The following is a 22,359-nucleotide window of genomic DNA, read 5'->3' as shown; positions in this document are numbered from 1 at the left end:
CGGGCCGCATGCGCGGACAGGAGCATACGGACAGTGGCGGCGTGATGCGCCATTGTGACGAAGGGCGGGGGAAGCGCGCGTGGCTGGCTTGCCGCCCCCAGCGGCCCGGACCACCCTCGGCCCATGGCCCGCCCGCCCCCGAGGGCGGTCCCCGACCACGGAGCACCCCACCGTGAGAACCACTGCCCCTCTGCCGTCCCCTCGTCCGCTCCTCGCCGCCACCGCGGCGGCGGCCGCACTGATGTTCGGCGCCGCCCCGCTCGCGGTGGCCGCACCGGGCGACAACGGCGACGTCAAGGTCCACGACAGCGCCACCGCGCCGGACAGCCGGAGCGAGGACCCGAAGGTCTGCCAGTTCTACCTGGACGCCTTCGACTTCGACACCGTCACGCTCGTCAACTGGACCATCGAGCAGCAGCCGCCCACCGGCAACGCGCTGGTCCTGGCCGGGTCGGTGGTGCTGACCAACGGCAGCGGGACGACGTCCACCTACAGCCTCCCGAAGGGGCACTACCGGCTCAACTGGACCTTCGTCGGCGAGAACGGCAGCGCCAAGCACAAGGTGTTCGACGTTCAGTGCGCCACCTCCTCGCCGTCGCCGTCCGGGTCGCCCCCGCCCTCGGGATCACCGTCCGGATCGCCGTCCGGGTCGCCCAGGCCGTCCGGATCGCCCCGGCCGTCGGCGAGCCCCTCGCCGTCCCCGTCGGTGGGCGGCCACGGCGGCCCCTCCTCCAGCTCCTCCCCCTCGCACAGCCCCTCCCCCTCCTCCGGCCCCTCCCCGTCGCACGGCGGACCGCACGGCGGGGTCGGCACCGGTGGTGGCGGCACCTCCGGGCCGAACACCGCCGAGATGCTCGGCGGCTCGGCGCTGATCGCCACGGCGGCGTGGTTCGGCGTCCGCTCGCTGCGCCGGCGCGCCGGACGCAATGCCGAGTCCTGACGCCCGGCACCGCCGCGCCGTGCCGCTGGGCCCCGGCCGTCTGACGGCCGGGGCCGTCGCCGTCACGGTGGCCGCCGGGGCGTGGCTGGTGCAGGACGGGAGCGCGGGCAGCGGAGGCCCGCCGCTGCCTCCCTCTCCGGCCGCCGCCCCGGCACGCTCCCCCGGTTCGCTCCCGGGCACGGCCCCGGCGTCGGCGGGCGGGCCGTCGTCACCGGGGCCCGCCAAGCCCGCGCCGGCGCCGCTGCCCGCGCCGGCGCCGCTGCCCGCGTCGACGCCCACCCGGATCAGGATCCCGGCCATCAAGGTGGACGCCCCGCTGGTGGGCCTCGGCCTGGACTCCGCCCAACACCTGGCCACCCCGCCGATGGAGCAGCGCAACCTGGCCGGCTGGTACCGCGACCGCGTCACCCCCGGGGCGGCCGGCAACGCGCTCACCATCGGGCACGCCGACAACCGCACCGGGCCGGCCGTCTTCTACCGGCTGGGCCTGCCGCGCCCGGGCGACACCGTCGAGGTGCTCCGCCAGGACCGGCGGACGGCGGTGTTCACCATCGACGACGTGCGGGTGTTCGCCAAGAAGGACTTCCCGGACGCCCTGGTCTACGGCGCGACCGACCGTCCCGAACTGCGGGTGATCACCTGCGGCGGCAAGTTCGACCGCAAGACCGGTTACGAGTCCAACACCGTGGTCTTCGCCCATCTCTCCTCCGTCCGCTGAGGGAGTCCCGGTGGCCGGCGGTGGCGGCCGACGTGACGGTCGACCTGACAGCCGCGTGACGGCCGGCGTGGCGGCCGACCTGACAGCCGGCGTGACGGCCTGCCCGAGGGGTCGGGTGGAGGTCCGCCCGACGGCTCGTCAGTAGGACTTGGGCAGGCCGAGGGTGTGCTGGGCCACGTAGTTGAGGACCATCTCCCGGCTGACCGGCGCCACCCGGCCGACCCGGGTGGCGGCCAGCAGGGTGGCCAGCCCGTACTCCTGGGTGAGGCCGTTGCCCCCGAGGGTCTGCACGGCCTGGTCGACGGTCCGGGCGGCGGCCTCGCCGGCCGCGTACTTGGCCATGTTGGCCGCCTCGCCGGCCGCGTGGTCGTCGCCCGCGTCGTAGAGCAGCCCGGCCTTCTGGGTCATCAGCCGGGCCAGTTCGATCTCCACCGCGCACTGGGCCAACGGGTGGGCGAGGCCCTGGTGGGCGCCGATCGGGGTCGACCAGACGGTGCGCTCCTTGGCGTACCCGACGGCCTTGCCCAGGGCCTGGCGGGCGAGGCCGAGCGAGAAGGCGGCCGTCATGATCCGCTCGGGGTTGAGGCCCGCGAAGAGCTGGAGCAGCCCGGCGTTCTCGTCACCGACCAGCGCCTCGGCGGGCAGCCGGACGTCGTCCAGGAAGACCTGGAACTGCTTCTCCGGCGCGACGAGTTCCATCGGTATGGGCCGGTACTCGAAGCCGGCGGTCTCGCGCGGGACGACGAAGAGGGCCGGCTTGAGCTTGCCGGTGCGGGCGTCCTCGGTACGGGCGACGAACAGCACGGCGTCGCAGTGGTCGATGCCGGAGACGAACACCTTGCGCCCGGTGAGCAGCCAGTCGTCGCCGTCGCGGCGGGCGATGGTGGTGATGCGGTGGGAGTTCGAGCCGGCGTCGGGCTCGGTGATGCCGAAGGCCATCTTCCGGGTGCCGTCGGCGAGCCCGGGCAGCCACTGCCGCTTCTGCTCCTCGGTGCCGTAGCGGGCGATGACCGTGCCGCAGATCGCCGGCGAGACGATCAGCAGCAGCAACGGGCAGCCCGCGGTGCCGAGTTCCTCCAGGACGATGGCGAGGTCGGTGATGCCGCCGCCCCCGCCGCCGTACTCGACGGGCAGGTTGACGCCGAGGTAGCCGGCCTTGCCGGCCTCGGCCCAGAGCTCCTCGGCGGCCTCGCCGGCGCGGGCCTTTCCGAGGTAGTACGCGGAGCCGTAGCGGTTGCCGAGGCCGGCCACGGCGCGGCGCAGGTCCTGGCGTTCGGGGCTCTCGATCAACGGGCTTCCGGGGGTGGTGCGCGGTGCGGACATGTTCCGGTCCTTCCGGGCGGGGTCGGCTGACGGGGCGGGTGACTGCGGCTCCCGGCCGCAGGTGCGGGCTCGGGCGGCCGGCGTGGGTCTGGCGGCCGGCGTGGGTCTGGCGGCCGGTGCGGATTCGGGCGTGTGCTCACGGGTGCGGCCGTGCTGGCGGCTTCGGCGGTGCGTCCGGGTGCGGCGGTGCGCCTGGGTTCTGCCGCACGCACGGGCTCCCCCCCGGCGCGTGCCTACGACTTCGGCTGCACGACGGCGAGCAGGGTGCCGAGTTCGACCTGCTGGCCGGGGACGGCGCGCAGTTCGGCGAGGACGCCGTCGGTGGGGGCGGTGACGCGGTGCTCCATCTTCATCGCCTCCAACCAGAGCAGTGGCTGGCCGGCGGTGACGGTGTCGCCGACGGCGGCGGCCGTCCGGACGACGGTGCCGGGCATCGGGGCGAGCAGCGCACCCGGCTCGGTGTCGGCGGCGGGGTCGGGGAAGCGGTCCAGGACGGTGAGCACGGTGGAGCCGCCGGGGCTGTCGACGAACACCCGGTCGCCGTGGCGGGCCAGGTCGAAGGTGCGGCGGAGCAGGCCGGTCCGCAGTGTGACCTGCTCCGCGGAGGACGCGAGCAGGGCCGTGTCCGGGTGGCCCTCGGCCGCCAGTCCGTCGCGGGTGATCCGGTAGCGGACCTCGAACTCGGTTCCGTCGTCGGCGCGGTAGCGCTTGACCTGCGGCTGGGAGGGGAGGTTGCGCCACCCCGACGGCAACGGGGTGCGGTGGGCCGCCGCATCGCCGAGGGCGGCGGCCAGGGCGGCGAGCGCGGTGTGCGCGCCGTCCCGGGCGGTGAGTTCGGCCGCGTGCTCGGCCAGGAATCCGGTGTGCAGCCGCTCGGCCAGGAACGCCGGGTGCCGCAGCGTCCGCACCAGCAACTCCCGGTTGGTGGCGGGTCCGTGGATGCGGGCCCGGTCGAGCGCGTCGGCCAGCCGCCGGGCGGCGGCCGACCGGGTCGGCGCCCAGGCGATCACCTTCGCCAGCATCGCGTCGTAGTGCACGGTGACCTCGTCGCCGTTCCCGACACCGGAGTCCAGCCGCAGGCCGGTCGGCCCGTCACCGCCGAACTCTGTGTGCGGCAGCGGGAGTTCGAGGCGGTGGACGGTGCCCGTCGCAGGCCGCCAGTCGCTGCCCGGATCCTCCGCGTAGAGCCGGGCCTCGATCGCGCAGCCGACCGGCTCGGGCGCCGGCCCGGCGAGCTTCCCGCCCTCGGCGACGGCGAGTTGGAGCGCGACCAGGTCAATGCCGGTGACGGCCTCGGTCACCGGGTGCTCGACCTGGAGGCGGGTGTTCATCTCCAGGAAGTAGAACCGGCCGTCCTCGGCCAGCAGGAACTCCGCCGTCCCCGCGCCGACGTACCCGATCGCTTGCGCGGCCTTGACCGCGGCGGCGTGCAGCTCCTCCCGCACCCGCTCCGGGAGCCCCGGCGCGGGCGCCTCCTCGACCACCTTCTGGTGCCGCCGTTGCAGGGAGCAGTCACGGTCGCCGACCGCCCAGACGGTGCCGTGCGCGTCGGCGAGCAGCTGGACCTCGACGTGCCGGCCGGTGGGCAGGTAGCGCTCGCAGAAGACCTCGTCGGAGCCGAAGCTCCTGGCCGCCTCCGCGCGGGCGGCGGCGAGCTGCCCGGCCACTTCGTCCAGCCGTCGGACCACCCGCATGCCGCGCCCGCCGCCGCCCGCGGCCGCCTTGACCAGCAGCGGCAGGTCGGCCTCGACGGGGTCGGTGACGGCGTCCAGCACGGGCACTCCGGCGGCGGCCATCAGCCGCTTGGCCTCGGTCTTGGAGCCCATCGCGGCGATCGCCGCCGGTGGCGGGCCGATCCAGGTGAGGCCGGCGTCCAGAACGGCCTGCGCGAACTCGGCGTTCTCGGACAGGAAGCCGTAGCCGGGGTGGACGGCGTCGGCGCCGGCGGCGAGCGCCGCCTGGACGACCAGGTCGGCGCGCAGGTAGGTGTCGGCGGGCGCCGCGCCGGGCAGGCGCACGGCGGTGTCCGCCTCACGGACGTGCGGGGCGTCCGCGTCCGGGTCGGAGTGGACGGCGGTGGTCGCGATGCCCAGGCTCCGGCAGGTGCGGAAGACCCGGCGGGCGATCTCGCCCCGGTTGGCGACCAGCAGGTGGGAGATCGGTCGTTCTGTGGCCATGTCTGGGTTCCTCACATCCGGAAGACGCCGTAGCCGCGCGCGCCTTCGACGGGCGCGTTGTGGATCGCGGAGAGGCAGAGTCCGAGCACCGTCCGGGTGTCGCGCGGATCGATCACCCCGTCGTCGTAGAGGCGGCCGGAGAGGAAGACCGGCAGCGACTCCGCCTCGATCTGCTGCTCGACCATCGCCCGGATCGCGGCGTCCGCGTCCTCGTCGTAGGGCTGCCCCTTCGCGGCGGCGGACTGCCGGGCCACGATGGACAGCACGCCCGCCAGTTGCTGCGGGCCCATCACCGCCGACTTGGCGCTCGGCCAGGCGAACAGGAACCGCGGCTCGTACGCCCGCCCGCACATGCCGTAGTGGCCGGCGCCGTAGGAGGCGCCCATGAGGACGGAGATGTGCGGCACGCGGGAGTTGGCGACGGCGTTGATCATCATCGCGCCGTGCTTGATGATGCCGCCCTGCTCGTAGTCCTTGCCGACCATGTAGCCGGTGGTGTTGTGCAGGAACAGCAGCGGGATGTCGCGCTGGTTGGCCAACTGGATGAACTGGGCGGCCTTCTGGGACTCCTGGCTGAACAGCACGCCCTGCGCGTTGGCGAGGACGCCGACCGGGTAGCCGTGCAGCCGGGCCCAGCCGGTGGCGAGGCTGGTGCCGTAGAGCGGCTTGAACTCGTCGAAGTCCGAGCCGTCGACGATCCGGGCGATCACCTCGCGCGGGTCGAACGGCACCTTGAGGTCGCCGGGGACGATGCCGAGGAGCTCCTCCTCGTCGTACTTCGGCGGTGCGGCGGCCGCGTCCGGGCCGGGTCCGGGCTTGCGGTGGTCGAGCCGGGCGACGATCCGGCGGGCCAGGCGCAGCGCGTCCGGCTCGTCCACGGCGAAGTGGTCGGCCAGGCCGGAGGTGCGGGCGTGCATGCCGGCGCCGCCCAGCGACTCGTCGTCGGACTCCTCGCCGGTGGCCATCTTCACCAGCGGAGGCCCGCCGAGGAAGACCTTGGCCCGCTCCTTCACCATCACGGTGTGGTCGGACATCCCCGGCACGTACGCGCCACCGGCGGTGGAGTTGCCGAACACGACCGCCACGGTGGGGATTCCGGCCGCGGAGAGGCGAGTGAGGTCGCGGAAGAGGGCGCCGCCGGGGATGAAGATCTCCTTCTGGCTGGGCAGGTCGGCGCCGCCCGACTCGACCAGGTTGACCAGCGGGAGGCGGTTGGTGAGGGCGATCTCGTTGGCGCGCAGGGCCTTGCGCAGCGTCCAGGGGTTGCTGGCGCCGCCGCGGACGGTGGGGTCGTTGGCGGTGATCACGCACTCCACGCCCTCGACCACGCCGATGCCGGTGACCAGGGCCGCGCCCACCGGGTAGTCGCTGCCCCAGGCGGCGAGCGGGGAGAGTTCGAGGAACGGCGAGTCCTGGTCGATCAGCAGCTCGATCCGCTCGCGCGGCAGCAACTTGCCGCGGCTCCGGTGCCGTTCGACGTACTTCGGGCCGCCGCCGGCCAGCGCCTTGGCGTGCTCCCCGGCCAGCGCGCCGAGCTTGTCGAGCATCGCGGCGCGGTGCTCGGCGTGGTCGGCGCCGGCCGGGTCGAGGCGGGTGGGCAGGACGGTCACAGCAGCGCCTCCGGGATGTCGAGGTGGCGGGAGCGCAGCCACTCGCCCAGCGCCTTGGCCTGCGGGTCGAACCGGTGCTGGGCGGCGACGCCCTCACCGAGCAGGCCTTCGAGGGTGAAGTTGACCGCGCGGAGGTTGGGCAGCAGGTGCCGGGTGATGGTCAAGTCTGCGGTCTCGGGGAGGAGGTGGCGAAGCCGCTCGGTGGTGAGGGTGTGCGCGAGCCAGCGCCAGCCGGCCTCGTCGCGGGCCCAGACGCCGAGGTTGGCGTCACCGCCCTTGTCGCCGCTGCGGGCACCGGCCACCAGGCCGAGCGGGGCGCGGCGGGTCGGGCCCTGGTCGGCCAGGGGGGCGGGGGCCGTGGGGTCGGCCACCGGCCGCCGGGCGACGGGTTGTTCGGCGTCCAGTTGTTCGGCGTCCAGTTGTCCAGCCGCCAGTTGCTCGGCGGCCGGCGCAGGAGGGACGGCGATCCGGCGGCCGTCCGGCAGTACCGCCGTCTGCTCGACCTTCCCGGCATCGACGTGGGCGGCCGTGAACACCCCGTACGGGGCGCCCGGTCCTGGCGGGGCGGTGAGGTGAAATCCGGGGTATCCGGCCAGGCCCAATTCGACGGCGGCCTTGCCGAGTTCGCGTCCCACCTTGGCCGGGTCACGGTCCCGCGCGGTGAGCCGGAGCAGTGCCGAGGCGGTCTCCTCGGTGGCGGCGTCGTGCTGGTCGGTCCGGGCCAGCGTCCAGCGCAGCTCGGCCGGGCGCGCGTCCGGCGGCAGGGCCTCCTCCAACTGCCGTTGCACCAGGGCGGCCTTGGCCTCGATGTCGAGCCCAGTGAGGACGAAGACCACCTCGTTGCGGTGTCCGCCGAGCCGGTTCAGGCCGACCTTGAGGGTCGGCGGCGGCGCCTCCCCGCGCACCCCGTCGATCCTGACCCGGTCCGGCCCCTCCTGCGTGAGCCGGACGGTGTCCAGCCGGGCCGTCACGTCCGGTCCCAGGTAGCGCGCCCCGCCGGTCTCGTACAGGAGTTGGGCGGTGACGGTGCCCGTGGTGACCGCCCCGCCGGTGCCCGGGTGCTTGGTGATCACGCTGGAGCCGTCGGCGTGCAGTTCGGCGATCGGGAAGCCCGGCCGGACGACGTCGTGCTCGCGGAAGAACGCGTAGTTGCCACCGGTCGCCTGCGCGCCGCACTCCAGCACGTGCCCGGCCACGACGGCCCCGGCGAGAGCGTCCAACTCGCTCGCATCCCAGCCGAAGTGGGCGATGGCGGGCCCGGCGACCAGCGCCGCGTCGGTCACCCGCCCGGTGACGACCACGTCCGCCCCGCCCTTGAGGCACTCGGCGATCCCGAAGGCGCCGAGATAGGCGTTGGCGGCCAGCAGGCCCTCGGGCAGGCCGAGTTCGGCCCGGCGCGGCAGCAGGTCGTCGCCCTTGACGTGCGCGACGGCGGCCTGTAGCCCCTGTCGCTTGGCCAACTCCCGGATGGCCTCCGCGAGTCGGGCCGGGTTCAGCCCTCCCGCGTTGACCACGATCCGCACCCCGCGTTCCAGCGCCAGGCCGAGGCACTCCTCCATCTGGCGCAGGAACGTCTTCGCATACCCGAGGGACGGGTCCCTGAGCCTGTCCCTGGCCAGGATCAGCATGGTGAGCTCCGCCAGGTAGTCCCCGGTCAGCACATCCAGCGGCCCGTCCGTCAGCATCTCCCGGACCGCCGAGAAGCGGTCCCCGTAGAACCCCGACGCATTTCCGACCCGCAACACAGCACGCGACCCCACAGGCACGCCTCCCCTACCGGTGGCCACAATCCTTGCCGTCGCGCAGCAGCGTGGCACCGGCAAGAAGAAAAAGCAATCATGCCTGCTTGTTTTCTTCGCACCCCTGCGCCGCACCACCCGCATGCGTGGCCGGAAGTCGTAGTCGTCGGCTGGAAGCGGCAGTTGGCGGGAGTACCGCCTGACCGTCACCGGCTCCGGCCAGTGGTTGACGCGCGGCCTGTCCAAGCGGCAGTCCTGGCCGGCAGGCTCCGCGGGCGTGGCGAACGGCGGACTGTGGGTCGGTGTCCTCACGGCGCTCACCGCGCTCGTAACCGGCCACATCACCGCGCGGGCGACCTCACGCGCGGCGCTGGTCCAGACCCGGACAACCGCGACGACGGAGGCCCTCCGCGAGCAGCCCAACCGACGTCGGTCCACCTACGGCTACCGGGAGATGACGAGCTGCGCGCACGCCTGCCCGGAGGTCACGTGACAGATCGACGGCGTCGATGCGACACGTGACCGCGAGGGCGAGGACCGGCTCCCGACGCAGGTGACGCGCATAGGATCGCCGGCAGGGCAGCGCGCCTGCGGGATCTCGGTGCGACGCCCGCCGGCGTTGGGCCAGGGCGACGTCCCGTGGACGGTCCTCACCGACCCGGAGGGCCACGAGTTCTGCGTCCTCGCCCGCCCTGACACCGTCCTGGCGCGGGGCCTTGACGACGCCCCGGCACGGGAGCGCAGCAGCGGCTCTGCGGGGAGGCCGCGCCGGCCTGCCGGTCCGTGAACGCCTCCGCCGGGTCATCCACGGCCGAGAACCGGCCCTCGCTCCAGTTCGGGGGCGGCACCGGCCCGGTGCACGTGATCTCCTCGACCAACTCGCCCTGGGAGACCCGGAACGAGGCCTTCTGGAGCCCGTCGTGGAGGGACACCAGGAAGGAGCCGTCCGCCAGCCGGTAGATGCTGCGCCGGGGCTGCTCGCTCCAGCGGGCGAAGCCCCACGAACGCCCGGGCCGGTACGTGCGAGCCAGGTGTTCGGCAGTCTCCCGGGCCTCCTCCAGCGAGCGCGCCTCCTGCTCGACGTCCAGCCGCCAGTGCGCCCCGCCCTCCTCCGGGTGGTTCTCGTAGTCCTCCTGGACCAGCACGAACCACGTGCCGTCGGCCGCCATCGCCCGCCCCTTCCCGTCGGCGTCGTCCCCGGGAGTCCGAGAGTCCGAGAGTCCGAGCAGCAACCTACGCTCGCCCCTTGCGCGGACGGGCGGGTTCCGCACGCCCGCCGACGGCGTGCGGCCGGCGGGCCGTGCGCCGCGCACGGCGGTGGCCGAGGGTGTGGCGGGCCGTGTGTCCGTTCCCGGAAAGCGTGGTCCCCGGGAGCGCCGCCGTGATTGTGTGGCCTTCCGTGCCCGGACCCAGGGAGGCCGCCGTGTCCCGAACCCCGCAGGAGATCTTCGAGCGTTACGTCCATGCCGGCCCGATGACCCGCGATGCCGACGCCCTTGCCGAGAGCTTCACCGAGGACGGAGTGTTCGAGGCGCCGCTCGTCCCCGCCGGCGCCGAATTCCCCAGGAGGCTGGTGGGCCGCGAGGAGATCCGTCGTGCGATGGCGGCGCACTACGAGCGGCCGACGACGGACGCCCGCGTGCCGAACTTCGAGAAGTCCGCGTACGTGCTGCACACCACCTCCGATCCCGACGTGTTCATTGCCGAGATCGACACGGTCTTCGACGGAGACGACGGGGACGGCGGGGACGTGGCCGTCTCGCTGGTCCAGATCTTCCGCGTCCGCGACGGGAGGATCGCCCATCTGCGCGACTACTTCGCGCCCGGGCTGGTGAGCTGAGGCCCGGGCGGCATCAGCTCAGCGGCAGGGCCATCTCCAGCAGCCGGCTCGCCGGGTCCAGCTCGTAGGGCTCGTCGAGACCGGTCAGGTCGAAGCCGCGGCGGCGGTAGAAGGCCGTCGCCCTCGGGTTGTCCTCGTGCACCCTCAGCAGGAGGCGCTCCGCCCCGGCCTCGGTGCGGGCCCAGTCGAGGATCGCGTCCAACATGGCGTCCGTCACGCCGAGTTGCCTGCCCCGGTAGGCCGGATCGGTCCAGACGCCGACCAGCACCGCCGCCTTCGGCTCGGGCGTGAAGGAGATCATCGTGCCGACCCACCGGCCGTCCGGGGCCACCGCCGCGAACCCCGCGCTCCCCTCCGCGCTGACCCGGGCCACCCGCGAGCGCCACTCGTCCTCGCCGTGGCCGAGCGCCGTCTCGTACGTCTCCATGAAGGCCATCGGCGTGTCCAGCAACTGCGCGAGCCGCACCTCGCGCATCCGCTCCCAGTCCCCGGGGCCGATGCGCTCCACTCGGTAGTCCATTGCGTCCTCCGTCTGTCCCGCCTGCTCACGCGATCATGAGACTCGAAGCAGCATAGGCACAGGCCGGCCGCCTCGGGCACGTGGCCGTCCACGGCCACGACCCGCCCCCACCACTGCTGATCCGCGGGCCGGCCGCCCCGCCCCGGGCCCGGCCGGGGCGAGCCCAGGCGGGACGGCTCCCAGGCGGGTGACCGGCGGTCAGGAGCGCGCGACAGACAGGAGCCGGTGCGACGGCCAGGAGCCGGTGCGGCGATCAGGAGCCGGTGCGGTGATCAGGAGCCGGTACGGCGGTCCAGGCCGTCGAGGAGGAGTCGCAGGCCGTATTCGAAGCGGTCGTCCGGGGTGCGGGCGGCCCAGTGGCGGATGGCTGTGCCGATGGCCGGGTAGTCGCTGGTGTCGGCGGCGTCCGGCGTCGGGGTGCGGTCGGTGGTGGCGAGTTGGTGTTCCCGGCTCTGTTCCTCGATGACGTGGCCGAGGACGTAGTCCTGGATGGTGAAGAAGGCCAGTGCGGTCTCCGTCTCCGGCACTCCCGCGGCGGCGAGGGCCTGGACCGCGGCCTCGCCGAAGCCGAGGGTGTTGGGCCGGCGGACGTACGTGCCGGACAGGACCCGGGCGCCGTCCCGGCGGGTGAGCAGGGCGCGCCGCAGCCGTCGGGCGAGTTCGGCGGCCCGCTCGCGCGGCGGGAGTGCGACGTCGACGTCGGCGACGCCGCTCATGATCTCCTCGGCAATGGCCTCCAGCAGGGCCTGCTTGTCGCGGTAGTGCCAGTACAGGGCACTGGGGCCGACGCCCAGGGACGTGGCGAGGCGGCGCATGGTGAGCCCGTCCAGGCCGTCCTGGTCCAGCAGGCCGAGCGCTCCGGCGAGCACGTCCTCGCGGTGCAGGCGCACGCGGATCTCCTTGCTTGGCGGGCGGGTTGGGCCGCCTTCATGGCCCTGGGCACCCGCGTTGACACACCGTTGAGCCTACCCTAACTTGAACACCGTTCTACTAGAACACCGTTCAGGTTTGGAGCAGACATGTCCACGCCCTCCTCCGCGCGCAACCCCGCCGCGCCCCCTCCGGCCACCACGCCACCGCCCGCCGCGCCCGCCACCACCGCCACGCCCGCCACGCCACCGCTCACCGACCCACCGTCCACCGACCCGCCGCCGCCCGGACCGCCGCGCCTGCTGCGGCCCGGCCTGCCCGTCGCGGCAGCAGTGGCGATCGCCTGCACCGCGTCGTTCATGGTCGTCACGGACGGCGCCATCGTGAACGTGGCCCTGCCCGCGATGAGCGCCGACCTCGGACTCGGATCCGCCGCCGCCCGCTGGGTGGTGGACGCCTACCTGCTGGTACTGGGCGGCTTCACGCTCCTCGCGGCCCGCGCCGGCGACCTCTTCGGCCGCCGGGCCACCCTCCGGGCAGGTCTGGTGCTGTTCACCGCCGCCAGTGCCGTCGGCGGCCTGGCCGGCAGCGGCCCGGCCCTGATCGCCGCCCGCGCCGCCCAGGGACTGGGGGCTTCGGCGCTCGCGACCTCGACCCTCGGCATCGTCCTCGCCGTCACCGCCGACCGGCCCGAGCTGCGTCGGCGCGCCATGTCCGCCTGGGCCGCTTCGAGTTCGTCGGCCGCGGCACTCGGCGTGCTGCTCGGCGGCATCCTCACCGAACACGCCGGCTGGCGCTGGGTGATGTACGTCAACGTGCCCGTCGGCCTCGCCCTGCTGGTCGCCGTCCGCCTCTGCCTGGAGCCCGCCGACGTCCGCGGCTCCCTCCGCCGCCTCGACCTGCCCGGGGCCTTCGTCTCGACCACCGGCGTCGGCCTGCTCCTGTTCGGTGTCACCCACGGCGGCGAGAACGGCTGGACGTCCCCCACCACGCTCGTCACCCTCGCCGCGGCGGCCCTGCTGCTCACCGCCTTCGTACGCGCCGAGGCACGCAGCGCGAACCCGCTGGTCCGCCTGCCGGTGTTCCGGCTGCCCGGCGTACCGGCCGGGAACCTCGTCGTGCTGTTGCTCGGTTCGAGCCTGACGGCGTCGTTGTTCCTCGTCTCCCAGCTGATGCAGCAGGTCCTCGGCTACTCCGCCGAGCAGGCAGGCCTGGCGATGCTGCCGATGGGCGTGTGCCTGGCCGTGGCCGCACTGGTCTCCCGGCGGCTGCTGGATGCCGGGGCGCGCCGGCTGCCGCTGTACGGGGGCACCGTGGCGGCGGCCGGGCTGCTCTGGCTCGCCGCCCTGCCGACCGACGCCCGCTACGCGGCCGACCTGCTCGGCCCGCTGCTGCTGATCGGGTCCGGCCTCGGCCTGATGCTGATGTCCGCCACCACGGCGGCCACCGCCGCCGTCCCGCCCGCCGAGGCCGGCCTCGCCTCGGGCCTGCTCAACACCTCCCGCCAACTGGGCGGCGCCCTCGGCCTCGCCCTGCTCGGCGCCATCGCCCAGTCCGCCACCGGCCCGGCCGCGGACACCGCCACCGGTGCCGCCGCCGCCCTCCTGCACGGCTCCCGAGCGGCGCTGCTCGCCGCCGCGGCGCTCAGCCTGCTGGGCGCGCTCACCTCCCTGCTCCTGCCCGGAACCCGGAAAGCCGCCGGGGACGACGGGACCAACACCCCTACCAGTAACCGATCCTGACCCATCATCAACACCATCCGGAGAACATCCCTTGCACACCGGCAAGCACTATCCCGTCCTCGTCGTCGGCGGCGGCATCGTCGGCCTGACCGCCTCCCTCGCCCTCTCCCACCACGGGGTTCCCTCGCTCCTGGTCGAGGCCCACCCCGGTACCCACGACCACCCGCGCGCCCGCAGCCTCAACGCCCGCGCCATGGAGATCTACCGCGAACTCGGCGTGGCGGACGCCGTCCGCGAGGCCGGTGCCCCACTGGCCCGGGCCGAGGGACTGCACCGCGGCTCCGACCTCGCCACCGCCCTCGCCGACGTCCCGCGACGGCCGGAGCCCGGCGACCGGCCCGAGAGCATCTTCGCCCCCGCCGCGATGGCCCGCTGGAGCCCGACCACCGGCCGCCGCGCGACCCTCGACGCCGTCGAACCCGTCCTGCTGGCAGCGGCCCGCCGCCAACCCGCCGAGATCCGCTTCGGCACCCTGCGCACCGGCCTCCGGCACGGCGACGACCACCTCGCCGTCGACCTGACGGACGTGGCCACCGGCGTCACCGAGACCGTCACCGCCGACTACCTGATCGCCGCCGACGGCGCGGGCGGCGCGCTGCGCCACGAACTGGGCGTCTCCTCGACGTACGGCACCAGCCACGGGCACCAGCTCAACATCCTGTTCCGCGCCGACCTCGAACAGTTCGTCCGGGGAAGGGAGTTCAGCGTCGTCCTGATCGCGCGCGCAGGTGTGCGCGGCATGCTCACCGCCATCGACGCCCGCACCCGCTGGGCCTTCCACCTGCGCTACGACCCGGCCGTCGAGAGCCCCGCCGACTACCCGCCCGAGCGGTGCGAACAGATCCTGCGGGACGTCCTCGGGGTCCCCGGCGCCGAGCCCGAGGTGGTCAGCGTGCTGCCCTGGGAGGCCCGCGAGCGCACGCTCGACCGCCTGCGCGCGGGCCGGGTGTTCTTCGCCGGCGACGCGGCCCACCAGATGCCCCCGGCCGGCGCCCGCGGCGCCAGTACCGGCATCGCCGACGTCCACAACCTCGTCTGGAAGCTCGGCGCCGTCCTCGGCGGGCGGGCGGACGAGACCCTGCTGGACACCTACCAGGACGAACGCCACCCGCCGCCGTCCACGCCGTCGCCGCCTCCGGCGCCAACGCCCGGGCCATGACCCCCGGCAGCTCCTCCCCCGATCCCGACTGGACCACCCCCGCCGCCCACGGCCTCGGCGACCGCTACCGCTCCGCCGCCGTCCTCTCCGACACGGGGGACCCGACGGACCCCGTCGCCAACGACCTCGACGGCGGCCCCGGCACCCGCCTCCCACACGCCTGGACCGACCCCGCCCGGTCGCGCTCCACCCTCGACCTCCCCGCCGGGGACTGGATCCTCCTCGGCCCGCCCGCCTGGCGTCTGCCCGCCGACACCGCCGGCCTGCGCCACGCCGACCCCGGGCCCGAGTTCGCCGCCCTCGCCGGTACCGCCACGGGCGGTGCCGTCCTCGTCCGCCCCGACGGCCACATCGCCTGGCGCTCCACCGATCCGACCACCACCGGCCCGACCCCCACCGGCCGGACGACCACCGGGCCCGAGGATCCGGCCGCGGCCCTCGACGCCGCCCTGCGCCGGCTGCCGTTCCGGGCGCGCCACAGCACGCACTGCCGGACGCCCGGGCCGACGGACCCCGCGATCCACCCCTAGACCGCTCAACCCCGCGGACACGTCGGTCGGTTGGCACGTCGGTCGGCGGACACGTCGGTCGGTTCCACGGACCCACTGCACCGGCCCGGCCGGACGAACCGGCCCGGTGCAGGACCGCCCGGCGACCGGCGACCGCCCCGCGGCGCCGCATCCGGAGCGGCGTGAGCCCTGCCCAGGGGCTCGCCCACTTCCGGGAGCACCTCCTCCGACGGGATCGTGTCGTCTGCGCCGACACGGTTTCAGGAGCAGCAAAGGACCGGCCGACGATCCCTCCAGCTCCCGGCAGCCCCAGGGGAGGAGCGGCCGGCCACGACGGGGACCGCCGTGGCCGGCCGCGGGTCGCGCCCCTGGCGGTCCCCGGCGGTGCCCCCACGAACCCGACGAAAAGGCCTGGCCGATCATCCCGACGGACGCTACGCTCACCCCGATGATGAACAACTCCCGCCACAGATTGGGGGACTCGTCCGCGCAAGGTGAGTGCTGATGCTCACTGGAACCGCGAACGAGGACCCGCGCCTGATCTCCCGGCGCCTTTCCCTCTGGCTGCGCGTGCGCGAGTACGCCGTGCCGCCCTCCATGATCGAGACCGCGACCAGCCGCCGGTGCGCCGGGGACTGGGCAGGGGCGTGTGCCGCCGCAGGTGTCGACGTCGATGTCGACCTGCGGTCCCTGGCACACAGTCACGGGCACGACCTCGTGGCCCGCGTCCGCGACGATCTGCGCCATCTGGCACCCGACCTGCTGCGCTGGCACCTGCCCCGGATCGCCCCCGACGGCCTGCTGCGCCCCGGGCTGACCGTCACCCTGACCCGGGACGACACGGCCGGGCGGGGCGGCACAGGACCCGACGACACGGCACCCGACGGCACGGCACCCGACAACACGGGGCCCAACGGCTCAGGACCCGACGGCACCGGGCGCAACGGGACCGGGCGCGATCGCGCGGGCCTGCTGCACCTGGTGGTGCGCACCCCGCCGGCCTGGGCGGATGCCGGCCAGCGGATCAGCCTCGCGCTGTGGGACGGTTCCCGCAGCGCGGACGGCGACCGCCGTCACCCGCACCCCCACCCCAGCAGACGCTTCCGGCTCGACCTGCACCGGCACCTGTGGGACGCCCGCCGGACGGACGAGCTGCGCATCCGATCCGGGGCCTACCGGCCGACCGCCGAAGGCCCGCCGCCGGGGACCGACCCCGGGACGGTGCCACGGTGGGACCTCCTCCTGGGACAAGGCTGCGCCGTCGACCGGTGGGCGGCCGAGGCGGGGTTGCTGATCCGCGCCGAGGGCCGGGCCGCCAGTGCCGTCACGGTGCGGCTCGGTGGCCGCCAACGGCTCCTCCTGCGCCTGGACGCGGACGGGAACGGACTCGGCATCTCGGGGGCACCCACCGGCGGGGCCCCCGGACTGCCGGTCCTGCCCGACGCGGCGGTCTGGGTGCCACCCGACCTGGAACTGCTGCGCGCCGGGCTGATCGGGCCCGACGGGCTGCACCCGCTGGTGGCCAGGGCGCTGGTTCCGGGCCACCGGCCGGCCGGCCCGCTCCGGAGTCCGGACCGGCCGGGAGAGCCGCGCATCGTGGAGTGCCGGGGCGCCCGGCACCGGATCGGCCTGGTCGACGGGGTACTCGCCCCGCTGGACCACGACCCGGCCGAGATCCGCCGCGAGGAGCTACTGGTCGCCCTGACCGGCACCCCGCTCCCCTGCCTCCGGGCGATCGACGAGGCGCACCGCCGTCCGGACTGCCTCACCGGCGTCCGGGAACGCCTCGACCACGGCGACACCGCCGGAGCACTGGCCGTCGTCGAGGGCCTGCTCGGCCCCGAGGCACTGCTGCGCACCGGCCCGCTGCGGGACGAACTGGAGGCGGCCGCCCTGCGCCGGATCGCCTACGGGATGTTCCGGGCCGGCCTGGCCGACGGCCGACCGCATCCGCAGCGCAGCCCTCGCCGCGACCGCCGCTCGCGACCGCGCCTCGCCGCCTCCTGCTGACCCGGCCTCCGACCCGGTCCCGAACCGGCCCCGAACCGTCACACCCGCCGTCCCTTACGCGCACCACCGCCTCACGCGCGCCATCCCGGCACGCGAACCGCCACCCACCCGAACCGCCGTCCACACGGGCCGCCCCGTACGCGAACCGCCCCGTACACGAGCTGTCCCGTACGCGAACCGTCCCGGCGCACGAACCACAGGTGATCGAACATGCCATCAGACACGCCCACGCACGCCCTGCCGAACCCGGCCACCCTCACCTCCCACCTCGACCTCCTCCACCTCGACACCCCCCTGCACGACGGTCCCCGGCACGACGTCCGCCGGCACGACGCCGCCCGGCACGACGTCCGCCGGCTCGACGTGGCCGGCGAGTTGCTGACCCTGCTGCGGACCACCACGACCGAACCCCGCCCCGACATCCAGCTGGAGGCGCTGACCCTGGCCGTCGCCGCCGACCTGCCCGTACTCCTCTGGGGCGAGCCCGGGATCGGCAAGACCGCGGCCCTGACGCAGCTCGCCGAGGCGCTGGACCTCCCGCTGACCACGGTGATCGCCAGCGTGCACGAACCCTCCGACTTCTCGGGCCTGCCCATCCTCGGGGACGATCCCGCCCAGCAGGGCGTCCCGATGGCCCCGCCGGACTGGGCGGTCCGGCTGGTTCGGGCCGGCCGGGGGCTGCTCTTCCTCGACGAGCTGTCCACCGCACCGCCGGCCGTGCAGGCCGCCCTGCTCCGCCTGGTGCTGGAGCGGCGCATCGGCACCCTCCAACTACCCCCCGGGGTCAGGATCGTGGCCGCGGCCAACCCCCGCTCCTCGGCGGCCGACGGCTGGGAGCTGAGCCCGCCGCTGGCCAACCGGTTCGTCCACCTCCAGTGGACCCACGACACCGAGGTCGTGGTCCGCGGCCTCGGCGGGACGTGGCCCCGCGCCACCCTGCCGCGGCTCGCCCCCGAGGGGCTGCCGGAGGCCGTCGCCTTCGCCCGCCGTGCGGTGTGCGGGCTCCTGGCCGCCCGCCCCGGACTCGTGCACCGGCTGCCCGGCAGCGAGACCCGCCGGGGAGGCGCCTGGCCCTCGCCGCGGAGCTGGGAGATGACGCTGCACCTGATCGCCTTCGCGACCGCGGCCGGCTCCTCCCGGGAGGTGCTCTCCCTCCTGGTGCGGGGCACCGTGGGGGACGGTCCCGGGCTTGAGCTGCTGGCGAGCCTGGACCGGATGGACCTCCCCGACCCCGAACTGCTCCTCGCCGACCCGGCGGGTGCCGCGCTGCCCGAACGGGGGGACCTGCGCCAGGCCGTGCTCGACGGTGTGGTGGCGGCGGTCCGTGCGCGCCCGGACCGGGCCCGCTGGGACGCCGCCTGGGCGCTGCTGGTCCGGGCGCTGGAGACCGGGGCCCCGGACCTGGTGGTCGTCCCGGCGACCACGCTCGCCTCGCTGCGCCAGGAGGACTGGGACGTCCCCGCGGCCATCGAGCGGCTCGCCGGCGCGGTGTCGCTCTCCCGGCGCGCGGACCGGGCCGCCGACCGGGCGGCGGCCCGGGTCGCCACGGTCGCCACGAAGGCCGGCCGGTGACCGCCGACGCCCCGCGGGCTCCGGGCATCCCGAGGGTGACGGGCGCGCCGAGGGTCACGGGCACACCCGGGGCCACGGACGCCGGTCGACCGGAGCCGGAACTGGACTTCGACAAGCTGTTCGCCGCCCGGCTGCAGGCCGCCCGGGCGCGGCCCTACCTGGCGACGGCGCTGTTCGCCCTCCACCCCGTGGAGTCACGGCTGGTGCCCACGATGGCCGTCGACCGGCACTGGCGGTGCTACGCCTCACCGGCGTTCGTCGCCCGGACGCCGGTGGAGGAACTGGCCGGTGTCTGGGTGCACGAGGTGTCGCACCTGCTGCGCGACCATCACGGGCGCAGCGACCGGGTCGCTCGGGAGCGTGGCCTGACCGGCCCGGGGGAACGGCTGCGGATGAACATCGCGGCGGACTGCGAGATCAACGACGACGTGTTCGGTGACGGGCTGGTCCGGCCCGAAGGCGCTGTCGGCCCAGGCACCCTGGGGCTTCCCGAGGGCGAGCTCATGGAGGACTACCTGCGGCAGTTCAGGCTCGGACCGTTCACCGAGGCCCTGGCGTGGCTGGACTGCGGCAGTGGCGCCGACGGGCTGGACCGGGCGTGGGACGAAGGGCCGGACGGCGCGCACGGCCTCAGTGCCCAGGAGCGGGACGCCGTCCGGTTCCGGGTGGCGCAGGGCATCACCGGCCGCCCCGGGAACGCCCCGAAGGGGTGGCAGCGGTGGGCGGAGGAGGCGTTCCACCCACCGCAGCCCTGGCGGGACCTGCTGGGGGCGGCGGTCCGCTCGGCGGCCTCCGCCCCCGGTGCGGGCGAGGACTACAGCTACGGGCGGCCGTCGCGGCGCTCGTCCGGGGTGCCCGGTGCCGTGTTGCCGAGCCTGCGGCGCAGGCCGCCCCGGGTCTCCGTGGTCATCGACACCTCCGGGTCGGTCAGTGACACCGAGCTGGGCAGTGCGCTCCTGGAGGTCGCCGCGATCACCCGTGCGGTGGGCGGCCGCCGCGACCTGGTCACCGTGCTGTGCTGCGACGCGGCGGCCCGGATCGTGCACCCGCTCTGCCAGGCCGGGGGAATCCCGCTGGTGGGCGGAGGGGGCACGGATCTGCGCACGGGCTTCGCGAGGGCGCTCCGGGCCCGGCCCCGGCCGGACGTCGTCGTGGTCCTGACCGACGGCCAGACTCCGTGGCCGAGCAGCCGGCCACCGTGCCGGACGGTGGTCGGCCTGTTCCCGCGGAGGCGGCCGGCACGGTCGTGGAACGAGGACGATCCCGACCACGTGCCAGACTCGCCGCCCGCGTGGGCGCGGGTCGTCGAGATCGGGTAGCCCCCGACGCCCGGCGGGCGCCGGACCGGGCCCGCTATGCCGGGTGGCCCTCCCCCGGGTAGGGCAGCCAGCGGTAGCCCGGGGAGAAGGTGGTGAACCCCGGCGGGCGGCCGGCCAGTTCCCAGACGCCGTCGGCGAGGACCAGGCCCGGGAACGCGCCGAGGTCCTCGTCCGCCGTCAACTCGTCGAAGAAGCGGAACATGTCGGCCTCGACCCCGGCCAGGGCGTACCGGTACCGGGCGGGCGCCGAGCGCAGGCACGCGTAGAGGTGGTGGCCGGCCTCGGTCATCGCACGGGCGTCCGCGTCGGAGCCGATCCCCGTCCGGCTCAGCCCTCCGGGGACGGCCCACGCCCACCAGTTGCCCCGGTCGTCGCGGACCACGTCGGCAACCCACCCCGCGGCCCACCCGGTGCCCTGCCCAGCCCCCTGCCCGACGTCCTGCCCGGTGCCCTGCCGGGCGGCGAAGTGGCCGGCCACCGCCAGCGCGTCCGCCTGCGACGGCCCGCACTCGGCGCTCAGGCTGAAGATCCAGGCCATGTCACGGGCCTTCCTTCCCTCCCGGCGGCGTGGCCTTCACCCAGAGCGGCCTGGTCCGGGCGAGCGCCGCCTGGAGCTCGTCCACCGGAACGGGGGCCCGGGGGCCGACGTAGCCGTGCGTCCTCTTGTCCCTGACGTAGTGCAGCACCCCGGCGAAGACCGTGGGGCTGATGGCCCAGACCGGGTCCTTTCCCGTGCCGTCCTTACCCGTGCCGTCCTTGCCCCACTCCGGCGGCCGGCGGTGCGGCAGGAGGTTCAGCGGCGTGTCCGGGGCCACCGACATGCCGCCGCCGGGCTGGGCGAGCCCGCCGACGACCTCCACGTCGGGGTTCGCGCCCCCTACCCGGACCCCGAGTCCGCGGGCGGTGGGCTCGGGCTTCGGGGACCCGCCCTGCTCGATCATGCTGCGGTAGAGGAGCGACGGGTCCTTCTTCTCGCCGCCGTCCCGCTTCGGGCTCGCGGCGAGTGCCCCGGCCCTGGCGGCCTCCGTGGCGGGCGACGTGCCCGTACCGGGAGAGGCGGCCTGGCCGGCGGCCGGCCGTGGGGCGGGCACGGGCGCCGGGGCGGGGGCGGGCGGTTCCGGCACCGGCAGCGGCTCCGCCGGGGCGAGGTCGACCGCCGCGTTGCCGTCGAAGCCCGAGGCCACCGTGCCTCCGGAGCCACCGCCCGACGACGGCTGCACCTTGGGCCGGAATCCCGGGTGCGAGGCGATGTCGACGACCTCGCCGCCACCCGCGGCCGCCCCGGCACCGGCGCCCGCACCAGCCCCGGCCCCGGCACCCGCCGCGGCTCCGCGACCGGCGGCCCCGAGCCCGCGAAGCCTCGCCCGGGCACCGGCGACCGCGAGGACCGCCATGACGAGGTGCCAGATCACCCGGACGAAGGACCGGGACGCCTCCGTGATCCGCGCCTTGTCCCCGTGCGCGGCGCGGCACAGCGACCACCAGCGCAGGGCCTCCGCCACCGCGTCCTTCGTCTCGACGGCCGCGAAGTAGCCCAGCACGGCGAGCGTGATCACCTGGAGGATCGCCCCGACGACCTGGGTGATCCCGGTCGGCGCCGCCTCCGCCGCCCCGATCACGGCCTCGGCCGCGAGGAACGCACCCGTGATCAGCGTGATCCGGACCCAGTGCGCCTTGATGGCCTCCCAAACCTCGTCCTCGAAGAACTCCATGACGTGCTGCGGGGACTCCTCGATCGACGCGTACGCATCCCGGAGGAACGGACGCGGGTCGTGGCTGCGCAGCCAGTCCCCGACGCTGCGCCGGATCACCCTGCTGCTGTCCTGCCCCGCGCGGGGACGTCCGGCGCCGGCCGTGCGGGCCAGCTCGTGCGGCGCCCGGGAGCACTGGTCGGCCTCGGCCTCGCGGGCGTCGCCGACGCCCCCGAGCGAGAGTTCGCCGGTCCGCGGCGGCGACCCCGACTGCTGGAGCGAGTGCGCCAACTCGTGGGCGATCAGCCCGAGTCCCCGCGGGCTGTGCGGCACGTACGCGCCCTCGCCGAAGACCAGGTCCGGCCCGCTGGTGTAGGCCTGGGCGCCCACCGCCGCCGCCGACCTGGCGGCCCGGCCGTCGGCGTGCACGCGGACACCGCTGAAGTCGGCCCCGAACCTGCTCTCCATCGTCCTCCGGGCGCCGGCGTCGAGCAGCTGCCCAGGTGAGCGGAGCACCTCGTGGACGATCGGGGGGACCGCGGACGGCGCACGCGACGGCTGCCGGGCGGGCGCCGCGGCCCTCGGAACCGGTCCCGGGCTTCTCCTCGGACCTGCTGCGC

19 protein-coding genes and 1 pseudogene are annotated in these 22,359 nt (G+C 75.1%); 11 read left to right on the top strand and 9 right to left on the bottom strand.

Annotated elements, in window-relative coordinates:
• The first annotated feature begins 172 nt into the window (after positions 1 to 172).
• Both J5Y04_RS24010 and J5Y04_RS24005 read left to right on the top strand, forming a co-directional pair.
• Complete coding sequence (locus J5Y04_RS24010) at positions 173 to 940, top strand: hypothetical protein (RefSeq protein ID WP_209414163.1); 768 nt, start codon at positions 173 to 175, stop codon at positions 938 to 940.
• The gene (locus tag J5Y04_RS24005) at positions 927 to 1,658 is read left to right on the top strand and encodes a class F sortase (RefSeq protein ID WP_209414162.1); all 732 of its coding nucleotides are present in this window, start codon (positions 927 to 929) and stop codon (positions 1,656 to 1,658) included. Before J5Y04_RS24010 ends, J5Y04_RS24005 begins: the two co-directional genes overlap by 14 nt.
• Positions 1,659 to 1,796: 138 nt before the next feature.
• Here J5Y04_RS24005 and J5Y04_RS24000 read toward each other — a convergent pair whose 3' ends face one another.
• The 4 genes from J5Y04_RS24000 to J5Y04_RS23985 form a co-directional block, all read right to left on the bottom strand.
• On the bottom strand, positions 1,797 to 2,981 hold the full coding sequence (locus J5Y04_RS24000; protein WP_209414161.1) for an acyl-CoA dehydrogenase family protein: 1,185 nt from the start codon (positions 2,979 to 2,981) through the stop codon (positions 1,797 to 1,799).
• 233 nt (positions 2,982 to 3,214) lie between these two features.
• Positions 3,215 to 5,158, bottom strand: coding sequence for a biotin carboxylase N-terminal domain-containing protein (locus tag J5Y04_RS23995; RefSeq protein WP_209414160.1), 1,944 nt, complete (start codon positions 5,156 to 5,158; stop codon positions 3,215 to 3,217).
• A gap of 11 nt (positions 5,159 to 5,169) precedes the next feature.
• Positions 5,170 to 6,768, bottom strand: a complete 1,599-nt coding sequence (locus J5Y04_RS23990) for an acyl-CoA carboxylase subunit beta (RefSeq protein WP_209414159.1) — start codon at positions 6,766 to 6,768, stop codon at positions 5,170 to 5,172.
• Positions 6,765 to 8,453 (bottom strand): acyclic terpene utilization AtuA family protein, encoded by a 1,689-nt coding sequence (locus J5Y04_RS23985; protein WP_245205306.1) that lies wholly within the window; start codon positions 8,451 to 8,453, stop codon positions 6,765 to 6,767. The genes J5Y04_RS23990 and J5Y04_RS23985 overlap by 4 nt, the downstream gene beginning before the upstream one ends.
• Positions 8,454 to 8,784: 331 nt before the next feature.
• Between J5Y04_RS23985 and J5Y04_RS23980 the strand changes: the two genes are divergently transcribed.
• Both J5Y04_RS23980 and J5Y04_RS43605 read left to right on the top strand, forming a co-directional pair.
• Positions 8,785 to 9,000, top strand: coding sequence for a hypothetical protein (locus tag J5Y04_RS23980; RefSeq protein WP_245205304.1), 216 nt, complete (start codon positions 8,785 to 8,787; stop codon positions 8,998 to 9,000).
• A gap of 77 nt (positions 9,001 to 9,077) precedes the next feature.
• A pseudogene (locus J5Y04_RS43605) lies at positions 9,078 to 9,195 on the top strand (VOC family protein); the annotation flags it as partial.
• On the opposite strand, the gene J5Y04_RS23975 reads toward J5Y04_RS43605, so the two are convergent.
• The gene (locus J5Y04_RS23975; RefSeq protein WP_209414293.1) at positions 9,158 to 9,676 is read right to left on the bottom strand and encodes a hypothetical protein; all 519 of its coding nucleotides are present in this window, start codon (positions 9,674 to 9,676) and stop codon (positions 9,158 to 9,160) included. The pseudogene J5Y04_RS43605 and the gene J5Y04_RS23975 overlap by 38 nt on opposite strands.
• Positions 9,677 to 9,930: 254 nt before the next feature.
• Between J5Y04_RS23975 and J5Y04_RS23970 the strand changes: the two genes are divergently transcribed.
• A complete protein-coding gene (locus J5Y04_RS23970; protein ID WP_209414158.1) occupies positions 9,931 to 10,347 on the top strand; it encodes a nuclear transport factor 2 family protein in 417 nt (138 codons plus the stop codon).
• 13 nt (positions 10,348 to 10,360) lie between these two features.
• On the opposite strand, the gene J5Y04_RS23965 is transcribed toward J5Y04_RS23970, so the two are convergent.
• A complete protein-coding gene (locus tag J5Y04_RS23965) occupies positions 10,361 to 10,867 on the bottom strand; it encodes an N-acetyltransferase (RefSeq protein ID WP_209414157.1) in 507 nt (168 codons plus the stop codon).
• 272 nt (positions 10,868 to 11,139) lie between these two features.
• Complete coding sequence (locus J5Y04_RS23960; RefSeq protein ID WP_209414156.1) at positions 11,140 to 11,757, bottom strand: TetR/AcrR family transcriptional regulator C-terminal domain-containing protein; 618 nt, start codon at positions 11,755 to 11,757, stop codon at positions 11,140 to 11,142.
• 129 nt (positions 11,758 to 11,886) lie between these two features.
• Here J5Y04_RS23960 and J5Y04_RS23955 point away from each other — a divergent pair, with 129 nt between their 5' ends.
• The 6 genes from J5Y04_RS23955 to J5Y04_RS23930 all read left to right on the top strand — a co-directional run bounded on the left by J5Y04_RS23955 (position 11,887) and on the right by J5Y04_RS23930 (position 20,048).
• Positions 11,887 to 13,479: a DHA2 family efflux MFS transporter permease subunit gene (locus J5Y04_RS23955; RefSeq protein WP_209414155.1), complete on the top strand. Its 1,593-nt coding sequence runs from the start codon at positions 11,887 to 11,889 to the stop codon at positions 13,477 to 13,479.
• 31 nt (positions 13,480 to 13,510) lie between these two features.
• Positions 13,511 to 14,638 (top strand): FAD-dependent monooxygenase, encoded by a 1,128-nt coding sequence (locus J5Y04_RS23950; RefSeq protein WP_209414154.1) that lies wholly within the window; start codon positions 13,511 to 13,513, stop codon positions 14,636 to 14,638.
• The gene (locus J5Y04_RS23945) at positions 14,635 to 15,168 is read left to right on the top strand and encodes a hypothetical protein (protein WP_209414153.1); all 534 of its coding nucleotides are present in this window, start codon (positions 14,635 to 14,637) and stop codon (positions 15,166 to 15,168) included. Before J5Y04_RS23950 ends, J5Y04_RS23945 begins: the two co-directional genes overlap by 4 nt.
• 483 nt (positions 15,169 to 15,651) lie before the next feature.
• On the top strand, positions 15,652 to 17,157 hold the full coding sequence (locus tag J5Y04_RS23940) for a hypothetical protein (protein ID WP_209414152.1): 1,506 nt from the start codon (positions 15,652 to 15,654) through the stop codon (positions 17,155 to 17,157).
• Between the two features lie 363 nt (positions 17,158 to 17,520).
• Positions 17,521 to 18,729, top strand: a complete 1,209-nt coding sequence (locus J5Y04_RS23935; protein ID WP_209414273.1) for a MoxR family ATPase — start codon at positions 17,521 to 17,523, stop codon at positions 18,727 to 18,729.
• Positions 18,730 to 18,830: 101 nt separating this feature from the next.
• Positions 18,831 to 20,048, top strand: a complete 1,218-nt coding sequence (locus J5Y04_RS23930; protein ID WP_245205327.1) for a VWA-like domain-containing protein — start codon at positions 18,831 to 18,833, stop codon at positions 20,046 to 20,048.
• A 34-nt stretch (positions 20,049 to 20,082) separates the two neighbouring features.
• Here the strand turns inward: J5Y04_RS23930 and J5Y04_RS23925 are convergent, their stop codons facing one another.
• The gene (locus J5Y04_RS23925) at positions 20,083 to 20,586 is read right to left on the bottom strand and encodes a hypothetical protein (RefSeq protein ID WP_209414151.1); all 504 of its coding nucleotides are present in this window, start codon (positions 20,584 to 20,586) and stop codon (positions 20,083 to 20,085) included.
• Position 20,587: 1 nt separating this feature from the next.
• Complete coding sequence (locus J5Y04_RS42080; protein ID WP_307853265.1) at positions 20,588 to 22,255, bottom strand: DUF4157 domain-containing protein; 1,668 nt, start codon at positions 22,253 to 22,255, stop codon at positions 20,588 to 20,590.
• Positions 22,256 to 22,359: the final 104 nt, after the last annotated feature.

Source organism: Kitasatospora sp. RG8 (assembly GCF_017813315.1).
GTDB lineage: Bacteria > Actinomycetota > Actinomycetes > Streptomycetales > Streptomycetaceae > Kitasatospora.
The sequence above is the reverse complement of the archived record's forward strand: the minus strand, read 5'-3'. Positions and strand labels throughout refer to the sequence as shown.

Excerpts from the sequence above, each read along its gene's own strand:
- J5Y04_RS23965 (WP_209414157.1), bottom strand. The coding sequence starts at position 10,867 with ATGGACTACCGAGTGGAGCGCATCGGCCCCGGGGACTGGGAGCGGATG.
- J5Y04_RS23940 (WP_209414152.1), top strand. The coding sequence starts at position 15,652 with ATGCTCACTGGAACCGCGAACGAGGACCCGCGCCTGATCTCCCGGCGC.
- J5Y04_RS24000 (WP_209414161.1), bottom strand. The coding sequence starts at position 2,981 with ATGTCCGCACCGCGCACCACCCCCGGAAGCCCGTTGATCGAGAGCCCC.
- J5Y04_RS23995 (WP_209414160.1), bottom strand. The coding sequence starts at position 5,158 with ATGGCCACAGAACGACCGATCTCCCACCTGCTGGTCGCCAACCGGGGC.
- J5Y04_RS23985 (WP_245205306.1), bottom strand. The coding sequence starts at position 8,453 with ATGCTGACGGACGGGCCGCTGGATGTGCTGACCGGGGACTACCTGGCG.
- J5Y04_RS23955 (WP_209414155.1), top strand. The coding sequence starts at position 11,887 with ATGTCCACGCCCTCCTCCGCGCGCAACCCCGCCGCGCCCCCTCCGGCC.
- J5Y04_RS23925 (WP_209414151.1), bottom strand. The coding sequence starts at position 20,586 with ATGGCCTGGATCTTCAGCCTGAGCGCCGAGTGCGGGCCGTCGCAGGCG.
- J5Y04_RS23975 (WP_209414293.1), bottom strand. The coding sequence starts at position 9,676 with ATGGCGGCCGACGGCACGTGGTTCGTGCTGGTCCAGGAGGACTACGAG.
- J5Y04_RS24005 (WP_209414162.1), top strand. The coding sequence starts at position 927 with ATGCCGAGTCCTGACGCCCGGCACCGCCGCGCCGTGCCGCTGGGCCCC.
- J5Y04_RS23945 (WP_209414153.1), top strand. The coding sequence starts at position 14,635 with ATGACCCCCGGCAGCTCCTCCCCCGATCCCGACTGGACCACCCCCGCC.